Genomic DNA, 13,429 nt, shown 5'->3' with positions numbered 1-13,429 from the left:
TCTCAATTCGTCGTCACGATGCGCGGTGCGGCAGGATCTGCCACATGCACACCTTCATTCTGTTCGGTCTCACCAAGCGGTGCCGGTGCCTGTCCCATGAAGCGCAGCAAGCGCTGCAACGGGACGGCCAGCCGTTTGGCCGCTGCCGGATCGGTCAGCGCCAGATGGACAACGTTATCGCGGCCCAATGCCACAGACAGCGTTGCCCGGTCCAGTGGCAAGGTGATCCCCTGCCGGCCCGAACCTTCTTCGTCTTGCCCCACGCGCCACGCCTGGTCGAGCTTGCGCGAGCCATCGGTACCAGCATCGGCGGCATGGGCCAGCCAGCGGACTTTGCCCATCCGCGCGTTTTCCGCGATCCGGTCGGACCCGACCAGCAGCTTGCCGCTTTTCATTTCGAGCCCCAGCCGGTCGGTAAAGGCGCGCGTCAGCGCGGCTGCGATCCGTTCGGGCAGGTCAGCAGGAATGGTCAGCGCAGCGCCCTTGTAGGCCCGCGCCAGAGCGCCTTTCAGCCTGCCCTTGGTGAGTGCTGTTTCCAGTTCGCCGCGCGACACGCCGATCCACGCCCCGCGCCCCGGCGCACGCGCCAGCGCATCGGGCAGCACATCGCCATCAGGCGAAATGGCAAGACGGATCAGCTCATCCCGGGAACCATGGTTCCCGGTGAGGATGCAGCGCCGCTCGGGCGCTTCCAGGCTGTCGAAACCTAGCGCGTCATTGTGAGGAATCCGCATCGGCGGCCTCCTCAGTAGCCGGTTCGTCATCGAACCAGTGGGCGCGCGCGGCCATGATGATCTCGTTGCCCTGCTCTTCGTTCAGGCCATATTCGCCCAGCACGCCGCCCTTGTCCTCAGCGCGTTCGCTGCGGCGTGGCGCGGCAGTCGGTGCCTTGGGCGAATTGTCGCGGCGGCGCTGTTCGATGCGCTTCTTGGCAATCAGTTCGTCGGTGGCGAGATCGGCCAGATCGTCCAGCGTCTTGATCCCGGCCTTGCCCAGCGTGACCAGCATCGCTTCGGTCAGGTGCGGGATTTCGGCCAGCGCATCTTCGACGCCCAGACCGCGGCGTTCCTCACGGCTGGCTTCCTCGCGGCGCTCCAGCGCTTCGGTGGCACGGCTTTGCAGTTCTTCGGCCAGTTCCTCGTCGAAGCCTTCGATCGTAGCGAGTTCAGCCAGTTCGATATAGGCGACTTCTTCCAGCTCGCTGAAGCCTTCGGCGACCAGCAGCTGCGACAGGGTTTCGTCGACGTCGAGTTCTTCCTCGAACATCTTCGAACGCTCGGCGAATTCCTTCTGGCGCTTTTCCGAAGCTTCCGCCTCGGTCATGATGTCGATCTGCGAGCCGGTCAGCTGGCTGGCCAACCGCACGTTCTGGCCGCGGCGACCGATGGCGAGGCTCAGCTGGTCATCGGGGACGACCACTTCGATCCGGCTTTCTTCCTCGTCGATCACCACGCGGCTGACGGTCGCCGGCTGGAGCGCGTTGACCACGAACGTTGCGGTGTCTTCGCTCCACGGGATGATGTCGATCTTTTCGCCCTGCAGTTCCTGCACGACGGCCTGCACGCGGCTGCCCTTCATGCCGACGCAGGCGCCGACCGGATCAATGCTCGAATCGCGGCTGATCACGCCGATCTTGGCGCGGCTGCCCGGATCGCGGGCGGCGGCCTTGATCTCGATGATGTTGTCGTAGATTTCGGGCACTTCCTGCGCGAACAGCTTCTTCATGAATTCCGGGTGCGCCCGGCTCAGGAAGATCTGCGGACCGCGGTTCTGGCGCTCCACCTTCAGGATCAGCGCACGGACGCGTTCGCCGACGCGGGCGACTTCGCGCGGGATCTGCTGGTCGCGGCGGATCACGCCTTCGGCGCGGCCCAGGTTCACGATCACGTGGCCGAATTCGACCGACTTGATCACGCCGGTGACGACTTCGCCGGCGCGGTCCTTGAATTCGTCAAACTGGCGGTCACGCTCGGCATCGCGGACCTTCTGGAAGATCACCTGCTTGGCCGACTGTGCGTCGATCCGGCCCAGATCGACCGGCGGCAGCGGATCGACGATGAAGTCACCCAGCGCGGCATTCGGGTCGAGCTTCTGCGCGGCCTTCAGGTCAACCTGCTTGAAGTAATCCTCAACCTCTTCGACCACTTCGACCACGCGCCACAGGCGCAGATCGCCGGTGCGCGGGTCCAGCTTGGCGCGAATATCGTTTTCCGCGCCATACCGGTTGCGCGCGGACTTCTGGATCGCTTCTTCCATCGCTTCGATCACGATCGACTTGTCGATCATCTTCTCCGTCGCGACGGAGGTCGCGATGGCAAGCAGTTCGGCACGGTTGGCAGAAATCGGACTGGCCATAATCAGTCTTCCTGTTCTTCAAGCAATTCGTCGGCCCCGCCAAACTCTTCTACTTCAACTCCTGAAGTATCAAGCGGACGGGTCGCGGCAATCAACCGGTCGGTCAGGACCAGCTTGGCGGAGTGAATGTCGGACAGCGGGAACGTGACGCGGCCGGACTTCTTGTCCTCCAGCGTCACGATATCGCCGTCGATGCCGATCAGGTCACCCTGCACGGCCTTGCGGTTTGCCCCAGATTCAACGGCGACCGGAGCCTTGAGCGCAACCCGCGCTTCATGCCCGGCCCAGTTGGCGAAATCCTGCGGACGGGTCAGCGGGCGGTCGATCCCCGGCGAGCTGACTTCGAGACGATACGCCTCCTCGATCAGCACTTCCCCGGCTTCTTCCAGCGCGTCCATCGCATCGGACACCCGGCGCGACAGTTCGGCGCAATCCTCGATCACCAGCTGGCCGGTGTCGGGGCGTTCGGCCATGATCTGCAGGGTGACTTCCTCGTCCCCCACTTCGCTTTTGCCGAACACGATCACGCGCACGAGATCGAAGCCGAGCGCTTGCGCCTCTGGCTCAACAACCTCAATAATCCGCGCGATATCCGCCATGCCGTCTCCGTCTTGCCCGAACCGCAAAAAGCCGTTTTGCGCCGGCCCCTTTCGGCGCCAGCCCTGACCTTGCTTCACAATGTCGGGATGAGCGGTCCGTTAGGCCCATTTCCGGCGAAACGCAAGCGGAGTCTGCGGCGGTTATCCCCGTTCCATCAGGCCCGATCCATCAGCTCCGATCCATCAGGCCATGCTTCTTCATCGCATGGCGCAGCTGGTCATAGCTGACGCCCAGCGCCCTGGCCGTCTGACGCTGATTATAGCGGTTGCGGCCCAGCGCCTGTTCCAGGATCGCCTTTTCGTGGGCATCCACTGCCGCGCGCAGGTCTGAAACCGAATCCAGGTCCTGCGCCGGTTTTGACGTCGGTTCGGGCGCGGGATGAAAAGTAGGCCGATCCTCGCTGCGCACCACTGCGAACGACTCCGGTTTCCACGGGCTTTCGAACGGGTTGAACTGGATATGCGCGATCGGCGTTTCCGCATCGCCCCAGCGATAGACCGCGCGTTCCACCACGTTGCGCAGTTCGCGCACGTTGCCCGGCCACTGATAATCCTCCAGCGCGTGCAAGGCATGGTCGGAAAAGCCGGGCCAGCGTTCCCAGTCCAGCTCGGTTGCCATGCGGCGGCCAAAGTACTCGGCCAGCACGTGAATATCCCCTTCGCGCACCCGCAGCGGCGGCAGCGTGATGACCTCGAAACTCAGCCGGTCGAGCAGGTCGGCGCGGAACCGGCCCTGATCGGCCATGCGGGGCAGGTCTTCGTTGGTGGCAGCCACGATCCGCACGTCAACCCGGATCGCGCGCGACGATCCGATCCGCGTTACTTCGCCATATTCGACCGCGCGCAGCAGGCGTTCCTGCGCGCCCATCGACAGCGTCGCCAGTTCGTCGAGGAACAACGTGCCTTTGTCGGCTTCCTCGAACCGCCCGGCCCGTGCTCTGGTAGCGCCGGTAAAGGCCCCTTGCTCATGACCGAACAGCTCCGCCTCGATCAGCGTTTCCGGCAGCGCCGCGCAATTCAGCGTGACGAGCGGCTCGCCCCAGCGCGGCGACAGGCGGTGCAGGCGTTCGGCGATCAGTTCCTTGCCGGTTCCACGCTCCCCGATCACCAGCACCGGGCGGCGCATCGGCGCAGCGCGGCTGGCCCGCTCCACCGCATCGAGGAAGGCCGTGGACTGGCCAATGAACTGAACATCACGCTCCATTCCCAAAATATAGCGAAATACCCCAACATTGGGAACAGGGGCCAACACGTCGTTCGTCGATTTTTGCCGAAACCCCCGGAAAATTGGCCCGGCCGCAATTTGGCACGCCCTTTGCGAAGTACCGGACAAACGCAATCCAACGAGGAACGCCATGTTCACCAAGCCTCTCTCCGCCGCTTCGAAGCTCGACAAGGCGATCATGCTGTCGGTCACCGCGATGCTGGCGATGAACGTCCTCGTGCTGGCCAACCAGCTGGACGCCGCCCCGACGGTCGCCCAGTCGCAGCAGGTCGCTGCGGCGCAGCAGGCCTGATGGGCGCGGTTATGGTCAACGACCCCTTCAACCCCCTTGGGCCGGAACGCGACGAGCCCCCCGCTGGCGGGACCCAGTCCCCCCGCCACAGCGACGTTCCGGCCCAGACCCTTTCGAGCGGGAGCACCGGCTCCGCGCGCAAGGCTTCCCGCTTCGACGACGAAGTGGAACGCCTGCGCAAGTCGCCCACCCCCGCCGCCTCTTCGCTTTCCAGTATCGGAGTACCCTTGATGGGCATTTTCAGCCGCACCCGTGACATTATCGCCGCCAACTTCAACGAGTTGCTCGACAAGGCGGACGACCCGTCGAAGATGATCCGCATGATCATCCTGGAGATGGAGGAAACGCTGGTCGAAGTGCGTGCCAGCGCGGCCCGCACCATCGCCGACCAGAAGGAAATGCACCGCCACACCGTGAAGCTGGACCGGCTGCAGGCCGACTGGGCGGAAAAGGCCCAGCTGGCGCTGAGCAAGGACCGCGAAGACCTGGCCCGCGCGGCGCTGGTCGAAAAGAAGAAGGCCGCCGACATGGCCGACCAGTTGAAGGCGGAAATCGCCGTGCTGGACGATGCCCTGCGCGCCTATGAACTGGACATCGACAAGCTCCAGACCCGCCTGCGCGAAGCCCGCAGCCGCCAGACCGCGATTGCCGCCCGCCTGGAAAGCGCCGAAAACCGCGTCAAGCTGCGCACGCTGCTGGCCAGCGAGCGGGTGGACGAGGCGATGGCCCGATTCGACCAGCTGGAACGCCGCGTCGATTACGCCGAAGGCCGCGCCGACGCGCTGAGCCTGGCGGACGGCACCAGCCAGCCCAGTCTGGCCGACCAGATCTCCGCGCTCGCCGGGCAGGACAAGATCGACGAAGAACTCGAAGCCATGAAGCGCGCCCTGTCGGGCGCCGCCGACACCACCAAGGAGGGCTGAGCCAATGGAAGAAGTTGCCCTGTTCGGAACGCTGTTTATCGGCCTTCCGTGGATCATCCTGCACTATGTGACCAAGTGGAAGACCGCCGCGACGCTGACGGTGGGTGATGAAGCGATGCTGGAAGAACTCTACCAGCTGGCCCGCCGCCTGGATGACCGGATGGACACGGTGGAGCGCCTGGTCGCCGCCGACAACCCGGATTTCAGCCCGACCCGCCTGGTCCATGACCGCGAAGTCGACAACCAGCCGCTGCGGGAACTGGACCGCATGATTGCTCGCAAAGGGGGGAAGTAAGATGAACGGTCCGCGCACCAGCTTTTACCGCGACAAGCAGAACGCCAAGCTGATGGGGATCTGCTCCGGCATTGCCGACTATACCGGGGTCAACGCGATCTGGGTCCGGCTGGGCTTTGTCGGCCTGGTCTTCATGACCGGCGGCGGGATCATCCCGTTCTATTTCATCGCCGGGTTCCTGGCCAACAAGAAGCCCGCGCACCTGTATGTCGACAGCCAGGAGCAGAAGTTCTGGCAACGCGTGCGCCAGTCACCGGCCCGCACCGCCCGCGACGTCCGCGCCAGCTTCCGTGATATCGACCGCCGCCTGGCCGACGTCGAACACTATTACGTCAGCGCGAACCCGCGCCTGTCCGAAGAAATCGAGCGCCTGCGCTAAGCGCGGCGCAAGAGGGGGAATACCACGATGGACCCGATTCTGATCCCGATCCTGGCGCTGTCGATCCCGATCATCGCGATCTGGACCAAGCACCGCCAGAAGATCGCCGAACTGGAAGTGCAGGCTGCCGCCGAAAAGGCCGCGCAATACGCCGTCCAGAACACCGAACTGGAAGAGCGCGTGCGCGTGCTGGAGCGCATCGTCACCGACCGCGGCTATGATGTCGCCACCCAGATCGAGGCGCTGCGCGATGCCCGCAAGGTCGAAGCGCTGCTCGATGCCCGCGAGCCGGAGGTGCGGCCGTGAGCCCCGAAGTCCTCGAAGCCCTCGCCCCCGCCGCGGCAATCTTTGGCGTGGTCGGCATGATCGGCTGGGTCATCACCACCTGGCTGCGCGTCAAGCACGGCTATCCGCTGGAAAGTTCGTGGGGCAAGGCAATCTATCCCAGGACGAGTTCCGAGGAATTGGAACGGATCAAGCTGCTCAGCCAGGAAAATGCCCAGCTGCGCGCCGAAATCGGTTCGATCAAGGACCGGCTGGGCAATGTCGAACGAATTGTCACAGACAGCGGCTATGGCCTGACCAGCCAGATCGAAGCCCTGCGCCAATTGCCGCGCAACTGACCGGGCTGAGGGAGGGGAACATGAATTCTTGGACTGCATTGGTCATCATCGTCGCGATTATCGCCTTCGCCAGCATCCGGATGTCCAGGCATCGCCAGCGGGACAACGGCGCGGAACCGCCGAATCAACCGGTGACGCCAGCACGGGAACTGGAACTGGAGCGCGAACTGCACGAGTTGCGCGAACGGCTGAAAGTGCTGGAACGCATTGCCACCGATGATCGCCAGTCCCGCTCTATCGCCGCCGAAATCGAAAGCCTGCGCGACAAATAAATCGCAGGCTCCCCAGCAACGGGAGTAACCGCCATGATCAGCGAATACCTCGTCATCTCCGCCGCAACCCTTGCCGCGATTGCCATCGTCGCCGCTGCCATGCTGAAAGGCTGGCAGGGGTGGCTGACCCTGAAAGTGCGCGAACTCGATATCCGGCGCCCCGAACCCGAATCCGGGTCGGGCATGGCCCGGATCGAGATCGCGGACCTGAAAGAACGCATCCGCAAGCTCGAAGCGATTGCGGCCGGAGTGGACCTTTAGCGCCGCGCGCGCTAACGGCCCAGCCATGCGCAGCCTGACCGAGATTCACGAAGAATACGATTTCCTCGACAGCGATGAACGCTATCGCCTGCTGATCGAGCTGGGGCGCGAGCTGGAGCCGATGCCCGATCCGCTGAAGACCGACGCCACGCTGGTGCGCGGCTGTTCGGCCAGCGTCTGGGTCTATCCGATGCGCCGCGACGATGGATCGCTGCACTTCCTGGCCGACAGCAACGCCGCGATCACCAAGGGGATCGTCGCGCTGGTGGTGTCCGCCGTGCAGGATCAGCCCGCCGCGAGCGTGGCCGATACCGACATTGCCGCCCTGCTCACCCCGTTCGACCTCAAGAACCAGCTGTCCTCCAACCGCACCCAGGGCGTGCCGAACATGATCGCGCTGATCCGCGAAACGGCTGCCCGCTATGCCGCTGGCTAAGCCGCTCTGGCTGGGCGCGGGGCTGACCGCGCTGGGGCTGGCTGTGGTCGGCGCGTTCCTGCCGATCCTGCCAACCGTGCCGTTCCTGCTGCTGGCCGCGTTCTGCTTTGCTCGGGGCAAACCGGAATGGGCGCAGCGGCTGTATGATCACCCGCAATACGGCCCGGCGATGATCGAATGGCGGGATCGCCGCGCGATCCCGCGCCGCGCCAAAGTGTCCGCCGTGCTGGCGATGAGCGCGGGCGTGGGCTTTACGTGGTTCACGGTCGGCTGGCCGTGGGTGCTGATCTCGGTGGCCGTGCTGGTTACCGTCGGCCCATGGATCTGGACCCGCGCCGAGTAACGCGATCAGTCCTCAATCGCTTCGCGCAGCACCGCAATCCCTGCGGCACGCTGGGCTTTCAGATCCTGCTTGAGCGCCGCCGGATCGCGCGCGAACACAAAGCCAAAGCTGACCCCGCCTTCTTTGCCGATGGTCGCATGGTGCAGCTTGTGCGCCTGAACCAGGCGCTTGGCGTAGCCGCGCTTGGGCACCCAGCGGAACCAGCGCTGATGGACCAGCCCGTCATGCACCAGCGTATAGATGATCCCGTAGAACAGGATGCCAAGGCCGATCCACGTGCCCGGCGCCCATGCCGCGTCACCCCGGATCATCGGGCTGCCGATCGCGAACATCGTGACGCTCAGCGCCGCACCGACGATGGCGTATTGGTCGTTCTTTTCGAAGAAATTGTCGTGCGGTTCGTGATGGTCGCGGTGCCAGCCCCAGCCCCAGCCGTGCATGATGTACTTGTGGCTGGCCCAGGCCACCCATTCCATCGCCAGCACCGTGGCGATCACGATTGCAGAGGCGGCCAGCACCGACATCTGCTCAGCCCTCTGCCGCCGGGGTGCGCGGGAAGAAGAACGCGGCCACATCCGCGCCGATCCGGGCGGGGCGCAGCGTGGCGGTATCGATGCAGCACCAGCTGGATTTCACTTCGGCCAGCACTTCCTCGCCGCGCTTGACGATGGTCTGATAGAACGCGCGCGCGCCGTGGATGCTTTCCAGCACGACTTGCGCGATCACTTCATCCTCGATGAAAGCGGGCTTGCGATAGGTAATCTCATGCTTCAGCGCGACCCACGCCCGCTCCGCCACCGCGTCGGCGGGGGCCAGCTTGTGCCAGTGCGACAGCACCGCGTCCTGGACCCAGCCCAGATAGCGGGCATTGTTCACATGCCCCATGAAATCAATGTCGCCGGGAAGGATCTTGATCGGGAAATAATACGTCGGTGCAGTCATGCCCCATCCATAGCCGGTTCATTGTGACATTGCTATTAACAACAGTGCAAGCAAGGGCGGAAATCGGCCAGTGACTTGCCAATTGCGCAGCGCTGTGGCTATCGGCGCTCATGGCACACACTTTACGCACGCTCTATGACAAGATCTGGGACGCCCATGTGGTGGAACGCCGCGACGATGGCACCTGCCTGATCTATATCGACCGCCACCTCGTCCATGAAGTTACCAGCCCGCAGGCGTTCGAATCGCTCCGCGCGGCAGGGCGCAAGGTGCGCCGCCCGGACCTGACGCTGGCCGTGCCCGATCACAACCTGCCCACCACCGCGCGCCGCGACGCCGCCGGGCAGCGCATCCCGATTGCCGATCCGGAAAGCGCGCAGCAGCTCGCCGCACTGGAACGCAACGCGCCCGAATTCGGCATCCGCCTGATCGGCGACGCTGATGCGGAACAGGGTATTGTCCACGTAGTCGGCCCGGAACAGGGCTTCTCCCTGCCCGGCGCGACCATCGTCTGCGGCGATAGCCACACCGCCTGCCACGGCGGGCTGGGCGCGCTGGCGTTCGGTATCGGCACCAGCGAGGTGGAGCACGTGCTCGCCACGCAGACCCTGCTGCTCAAGCAGTCAAAGAACATGGAAGTCCGGGTCGAAGGCGAACTGGGCGCGGGCGTGACCGCGAAGGACGTTGTCCTGCACATCTGCGGCGTGCTGGGCGCATCGGGCGGCACTGGCTATGTCATCGAATACACCGGCTCCGCCATCCGCAGCCTGTCGCTGGAGGGACGCCTGACCGTGTCCAACATGGCGATCGAGCACGGCGCCCGCGCTGGCCTGATCGCACCGGACGATACCACTTTCGCCTACCTGAAAGGCCGACCGTTCGCGCCGAAGGGCGTAGACTGGGACAAGGCGGTTGCCTGGTGGCGCAGCCTCGCCACCGATGCGGGCGCAAAGTTCGACAAGGTCGTGGTGATCGACGCCGCCGACATTGTCCCCAGCGTCACCTGGGGCACATCGCCCGAAGACGTGGTGCCGATTACCGGTGTCGTCCCTGCCCCCGCCAGCTTCACCGATCCGTCCAAGCAGGAAGCCGCGCAGAAGTCGCTCGACTACATGGGGCTGACGCCGGGCCAGCGGATGGAAGATGTCGAGGTGCAGAACGTGTTCATCGGCTCATGCACCAACAGCCGGATCGAGGATATCCGCGCCGCCGCTGCCGTGGTGAAGGGCCGCAAGAAGGCCGCGGGCGTCCGCTGGGCGATCGTCGTGCCCGGTTCCGGCCTCGTCAAACGCCAGGCCGAGGCCGAAGGGCTGGACCGCATCTTCATCGACGCGGGGATCGAATGGCGCGAGCCGGGCTGCTCGGCCTGCCTGGCGATGAACCCCGACAAGGTCCCCGCCGGGGAACGCTGCGCTTCCACCAGCAACCGCAACTTCGTCGGTCGGCAGGGTCCGGGCGCGCGCACCCACCTCGTCTCGCCCGCGATGGCGGCGGCGGCGGCGGTGACGGGTAAACTGACCGACGTGCGGAAACTGACCAGCGCCTGACGACCGTCCGAACGCGACGAAATTACCGGCTGATGCTTGAACGCCGCGCCGGCGGTTACCATAGGATAAGTCATGACCGACAATTCTGAAAAGTCCGACAAGCCCGGCTGGACCGGAAAAGCCGCCCTCGCCGGGGCTGCGATTGGTTCCGCCGCCCTCGCCGCCGCACTGCTCTATGCTTCGCGCCGCCGGGAACGCGCTGACAAGCCCGCGTCAAAGCCGATCCACGAAGACCTGCCGGAGACCGATTGATGGAGTCGGTTCAGCAAGTATCGGGACGCGCGATCCCGTTTGGCCGCAAGAACGTCGATACCGATGTGATCATTCCGGCGCACTGGCTCAAAACCATCACCCGTGATGGGCTGGGGCGCGGCGCGTTTGAGACGATCCGTCAGGATCCGGCCAACCTGTTCGATTCGGCAGAATTCAAAGGCTCCCCGATCCTGATCGCGGGCGACAACTTCGGCTGCGGTTCCAGCCGCGAACACGCCGCCTGGGCATTGCTCGATCTGGGCATCACCGCCGTGATTGCGCCCAGCTTTTCCGATATCTTTTCGGGCAATGCCTTCAAGAACGGCATCCTGACCGTCGCCCTGCCGCAGGAGGCGATCGACCGGCTGATGGAAGTGGCGCAGACCGATCCGGTCACCATTGATCTGGACAGCCAGACCGTGACCACCCCGTTTCAGGACCGCTTCACCTTCGAAATCGACGCGTTCCGCAAACACTGCCTGCTCAATGGCCTCGACGAGGTCGGCCTGACACTGGCGCGCGGCGATCAGATCGCCCAGTATGAAAACAAGAGCGCAGGGGAAACACCCTGGCTGGCAACGGGAGTAGCTGCATGAAGGCCCTGAGGACACACGCGGTCGGTGGACCGGACACGCTGGTTCTGGACACGCTGGACAGCCCCGTCCCCGGTGCCGGTCAGGTGCGGATCAAGGTCAAAGCCTGTTCGATCAACTACCCCGACGTGCTGATGATTCAGGACCTCTATCAGTTCAAACCGCAGCGTCCATATTCGCCCGGCGGCGAAGTGGCGGGGATCGTCGATGCCGTCGGCGAAGGCGTGACCCAGTGGAAAGCGGGCGACCGCGTAATCGCGATGATGGGCAATGGCGGTCTGGCCGAACAAGTGCTGGCCGATGCCGCGCGGATGTGGCCCCTGCCCGATGACGCCAGCTTTGAAACCGGCGCATCGCTGCTGATGACTTATGGCACCAACATGCACGGGCTGCTCGATCGCGGGCACCTCAAAGCGGGCGAAACCCTGCTGGTGCTGGGTGCTGCGGGCGGTGTGGGTCTGGCTGCGGTTGAGCTGGGCAAGGCGTATGGCGCGAAGGTTGTCGCCGCCGTTTCCAGCGAGGAAAAGGCCGCTGTCGTGCGCGAACACGGGGCCGACGAAGTGGTGGTCTATCCCCGCGCCCCGCTCGACAAGGACCAGTCGAAGGCACTGGCCGAAGCGTTCAAGGCCGCGTGCGGCCCCAACGGGGCGGACGTTATCTATGACATCATCGGCGGCGACTATTCCGAACCGGCGGTGCGCTCCATCGCATGGGAAGGCCGCTTCTGCGTGGTCGGCTTCACCGCCGGGATCGCCAAGTTGCCGCTCAACCTGACCCTGCTGAAAAGCTGCGACGTGTGCGGCGTGTTCTGGGGCGCGTTCGCCGCGCGCGATCCGCAGGCCAATGCCGCGCACATCGCGACTTTGTTCGACCTGCTGAAGACCGGCAAGATCAAGCCCAAGGTATCGGCCACCTTCCCGCTGGAGCGCGGCGGAGAGGCGATCCAGTTGCTGGCCGACCGCAAGGCCATCGGCAAAGTCGTGGTGACGATGAACTGAACCGTCGGACAAGTCAGTTGACCTTGGCCACAGCCAATGACGCTTGCCTCTGTATCGGCGGCGTGTAAGGCGGGCCTCGATTTCGATCAGGTGCCAATCCCTGCGCCTTGCGCCGGGCAAGCGCCGCCCAGATTTGCGAGCAGGAGCCAGCATGACCAATTTCAACGACCGTGAACGCGCTGAAGAAGCCAAGTTTGCCCACGACGGCGAAATGCATTTCCGCATCACCGCCCGCCGCAACCGTCTGCTCGGCCAGTGGGCTGCCGAAAAGATGGGCCTCTCCGCCGTCGAAACCGAAGGCTATGCCAAGGCCGTCGTTCAGGCTGATTTTGAGGAATCGGGCGATGAAGACGTAATCCGCAAGCTGCTGGGCGATCTGGTTTCGGCCGGGGTCGACATCAGCGATGCCGATGTCCGCGCCGCGCTGGAAGCCAAAACCGTGGAAGCCAAACGCGCGCTGATGGGCGAGGCCTGAGCCATGGCCATGGCCGCCGCGCAGATCGAGGCGCTGATCAAGGCGGCGCTGCCCGATGCGGACGTCACAATCACCGACTTGCGCGGCGATGGCGATCATTATGCCGCCCATGTCGTGTCCGCCGCTTTCACCGGCAAACCGCGCATTGCCCAGCACAAACTGGTCTATGCCGCGCTCGGCGGGCGCATGGGCGGTGAACTGCACGCCTTGCAACTGACCACCGCCGTTCCCAATTGAGCGGCGAAGGAGCTTACCCCATGTCCGATTCCAACCAGCGCATCGCCGATATCGTGGGCACCAACGATGTGGTGCTGTTCATGAAGGGAACCCCGCTGTTCCCGCAGTGCGGTTTTTCCAGCAAGGCAATCGCGATCCTCGATCACCTTGGCGTCAGCTATGAAAGCGTGGACGTGTTGCAGGACATGGAAATCCGTCAGGGCATCAAGTCATTCTCCGACTGGCCGACCATCCCCCAGCTTTACGTGAAGGGTGAGTTCGTGGGCGGCAGCGACATCATGATGGAAATGTTCGAAGCGGGCGAATTGCAGCAGCTGGTCACTGACGCGGGCGTGGCTTCCGCCAACTGATCCGGCCCCGCCGACCCGACAACAAGGCCTCC

General features: G+C 64.4%; 23 protein-coding genes. 17 read left to right on the top strand and 6 right to left on the bottom strand.

Annotated features, from left to right (window positions below; all coding sequences use genetic code 11):
- Nucleotides 1–2 precede the first annotated feature (2 nt).
- From Q8Q53_RS12340 to pspF, 4 genes are all read right to left on the bottom strand, one after another.
- Nucleotides 3–734 carry a DUF448 domain-containing protein gene (locus Q8Q53_RS12340; RefSeq protein ID WP_305702073.1) on the bottom strand — a complete coding sequence of 244 codons (732 nt, stop codon included), beginning with the start codon at nucleotides 732–734 and terminating at the stop codon, nucleotides 3–5.
- A complete protein-coding gene (gene nusA / locus Q8Q53_RS12335) occupies nucleotides 715–2,355 on the bottom strand; it encodes a transcription termination factor NusA (RefSeq protein ID WP_305702072.1) in 1,641 nt (546 codons plus the stop codon). Before nusA ends, Q8Q53_RS12340 begins: the two co-directional genes overlap by 20 nt.
- Nucleotides 2,356–2,357: 2 nt before the next feature.
- Complete coding sequence (gene rimP, locus Q8Q53_RS12330) at nucleotides 2,358–2,954, bottom strand: ribosome maturation protein RimP (RefSeq protein WP_305702071.1); 597 nt, start codon at nucleotides 2,952–2,954, stop codon at nucleotides 2,358–2,360.
- Nucleotides 2,955–3,123: 169 nt separating this feature from the next.
- Nucleotides 3,124–4,158: a phage shock protein operon transcriptional activator gene (pspF, locus tag Q8Q53_RS12325; protein ID WP_305702070.1), complete on the bottom strand. Its 1,035-nt coding sequence runs from the start codon at nucleotides 4,156–4,158 to the stop codon at nucleotides 3,124–3,126.
- A gap of 151 nt (nucleotides 4,159–4,309) precedes the next feature.
- Between pspF and Q8Q53_RS12320 the strand changes: the two genes are divergently transcribed.
- From Q8Q53_RS12320 to Q8Q53_RS12275, 10 genes are read left to right on the top strand one after another with little or no spacing between them, the layout of a single operon-like run.
- On the top strand, nucleotides 4,310–4,471 hold the full coding sequence (locus tag Q8Q53_RS12320; protein WP_305702069.1) for a hypothetical protein: 162 nt from the start codon (nucleotides 4,310–4,312) through the stop codon (nucleotides 4,469–4,471).
- Between the two features lie 11 nt (nucleotides 4,472–4,482).
- Nucleotides 4,483–5,394 (top strand): phage shock protein PspA, encoded by a 912-nt coding sequence (gene pspA / locus Q8Q53_RS12315; RefSeq protein WP_305702068.1) that lies wholly within the window; start codon nucleotides 4,483–4,485, stop codon nucleotides 5,392–5,394.
- Between the two features lie 4 nt (nucleotides 5,395–5,398).
- The gene (pspB, locus tag Q8Q53_RS12310; RefSeq protein WP_305702067.1) at nucleotides 5,399–5,689 is read left to right on the top strand and encodes an envelope stress response membrane protein PspB; all 291 of its coding nucleotides are present in this window, start codon (nucleotides 5,399–5,401) and stop codon (nucleotides 5,687–5,689) included.
- Nucleotide 5,690: 1 nt separating this feature from the next.
- Complete coding sequence (pspC, locus tag Q8Q53_RS12305; RefSeq protein WP_305702066.1) at nucleotides 5,691–6,068, top strand: envelope stress response membrane protein PspC; 378 nt, start codon at nucleotides 5,691–5,693, stop codon at nucleotides 6,066–6,068.
- A gap of 27 nt (nucleotides 6,069–6,095) precedes the next feature.
- Entirely contained in the window at nucleotides 6,096–6,374 is a 279-nt protein-coding gene (locus Q8Q53_RS12300; protein WP_305702065.1) for a hypothetical protein, read from the top strand.
- A gap of 56 nt (nucleotides 6,375–6,430) precedes the next feature.
- On the top strand, nucleotides 6,431–6,691 hold the full coding sequence (locus tag Q8Q53_RS12295) for a hypothetical protein (RefSeq protein ID WP_305702138.1): 261 nt from the start codon (nucleotides 6,431–6,433) through the stop codon (nucleotides 6,689–6,691).
- Between the two features lie 20 nt (nucleotides 6,692–6,711).
- On the top strand, nucleotides 6,712–6,963 hold the full coding sequence (locus Q8Q53_RS12290; protein WP_305702064.1) for a hypothetical protein: 252 nt from the start codon (nucleotides 6,712–6,714) through the stop codon (nucleotides 6,961–6,963).
- A 33-nt stretch (nucleotides 6,964–6,996) separates the two neighbouring features.
- On the top strand, nucleotides 6,997–7,224 hold the full coding sequence (locus Q8Q53_RS12285; protein WP_305702063.1) for a hypothetical protein: 228 nt from the start codon (nucleotides 6,997–6,999) through the stop codon (nucleotides 7,222–7,224).
- Between the two features lie 25 nt (nucleotides 7,225–7,249).
- Entirely contained in the window at nucleotides 7,250–7,660 is a 411-nt protein-coding gene (locus tag Q8Q53_RS12280; protein WP_305702062.1) for a SufE family protein, read from the top strand.
- Complete coding sequence (locus tag Q8Q53_RS12275; RefSeq protein ID WP_305702061.1) at nucleotides 7,647–8,003, top strand: YbaN family protein; 357 nt, start codon at nucleotides 7,647–7,649, stop codon at nucleotides 8,001–8,003. Before Q8Q53_RS12280 ends, Q8Q53_RS12275 begins: the two co-directional genes overlap by 14 nt.
- 5 nt (nucleotides 8,004–8,008) lie before the next feature.
- Here the strand turns inward: Q8Q53_RS12275 and Q8Q53_RS12270 are convergent, their stop codons facing one another.
- Together Q8Q53_RS12270 and Q8Q53_RS12265 are read right to left on the bottom strand one after the other, a co-directional pair.
- Nucleotides 8,009–8,527, bottom strand: coding sequence for a sterol desaturase family protein (locus Q8Q53_RS12270; protein ID WP_305702060.1), 519 nt, complete (start codon nucleotides 8,525–8,527; stop codon nucleotides 8,009–8,011).
- 4 nt (nucleotides 8,528–8,531) lie between these two features.
- Nucleotides 8,532–8,945, bottom strand: a complete 414-nt coding sequence (locus tag Q8Q53_RS12265; protein ID WP_305702059.1) for a thioesterase family protein — start codon at nucleotides 8,943–8,945, stop codon at nucleotides 8,532–8,534.
- A 110-nt stretch (nucleotides 8,946–9,055) separates the two neighbouring features.
- Between Q8Q53_RS12265 and leuC the strand changes: the two genes are divergently transcribed.
- The 7 genes from leuC (at nucleotide 9,056) to grxD (ending at nucleotide 13,397) form a co-directional block, all read left to right on the top strand.
- Entirely contained in the window at nucleotides 9,056–10,492 is a 1,437-nt protein-coding gene (gene leuC, locus Q8Q53_RS12260) for a 3-isopropylmalate dehydratase large subunit (protein ID WP_305702058.1), read from the top strand.
- A gap of 72 nt (nucleotides 10,493–10,564) precedes the next feature.
- A complete protein-coding gene (locus Q8Q53_RS12255; RefSeq protein WP_305702057.1) occupies nucleotides 10,565–10,744 on the top strand; it encodes a hypothetical protein in 180 nt (59 codons plus the stop codon).
- A complete protein-coding gene (gene leuD, locus Q8Q53_RS12250) occupies nucleotides 10,744–11,340 on the top strand; it encodes a 3-isopropylmalate dehydratase small subunit (protein WP_305702056.1) in 597 nt (198 codons plus the stop codon). Before Q8Q53_RS12255 ends, leuD begins: the two co-directional genes overlap by 1 nt.
- Nucleotides 11,337–12,335 carry an NADPH:quinone oxidoreductase family protein gene (locus Q8Q53_RS12245; RefSeq protein ID WP_305702055.1) on the top strand — a complete coding sequence of 333 codons (999 nt, stop codon included), beginning with the start codon at nucleotides 11,337–11,339 and terminating at the stop codon, nucleotides 12,333–12,335. The genes leuD and Q8Q53_RS12245 overlap by 4 nt, the downstream gene beginning before the upstream one ends.
- Nucleotides 12,336–12,486: 151 nt before the next feature.
- Nucleotides 12,487–12,810: a DUF1476 domain-containing protein gene (locus Q8Q53_RS12240; RefSeq protein WP_305702054.1), complete on the top strand. Its 324-nt coding sequence runs from the start codon at nucleotides 12,487–12,489 to the stop codon at nucleotides 12,808–12,810.
- A 3-nt stretch (nucleotides 12,811–12,813) separates the two neighbouring features.
- Nucleotides 12,814–13,047: a BolA family protein gene (locus Q8Q53_RS12235; RefSeq protein ID WP_305702053.1), complete on the top strand. Its 234-nt coding sequence runs from the start codon at nucleotides 12,814–12,816 to the stop codon at nucleotides 13,045–13,047.
- Nucleotides 13,048–13,067: 20 nt separating this feature from the next.
- Nucleotides 13,068–13,397: a Grx4 family monothiol glutaredoxin gene (grxD, locus tag Q8Q53_RS12230; RefSeq protein WP_305702052.1), complete on the top strand. Its 330-nt coding sequence runs from the start codon at nucleotides 13,068–13,070 to the stop codon at nucleotides 13,395–13,397.
- The last annotated feature ends 32 nt before the right edge of the window (nucleotides 13,398–13,429 follow it).

Source organism: Novosphingobium sp., from assembly GCF_030699305.1.
Classification (GTDB): domain Bacteria; phylum Pseudomonadota; class Alphaproteobacteria; order Sphingomonadales; family Sphingomonadaceae; genus Novosphingobium.
Note: the sequence above shows the minus strand (reverse complement) of the source record. Positions and strands in the feature narration are given on the sequence as shown.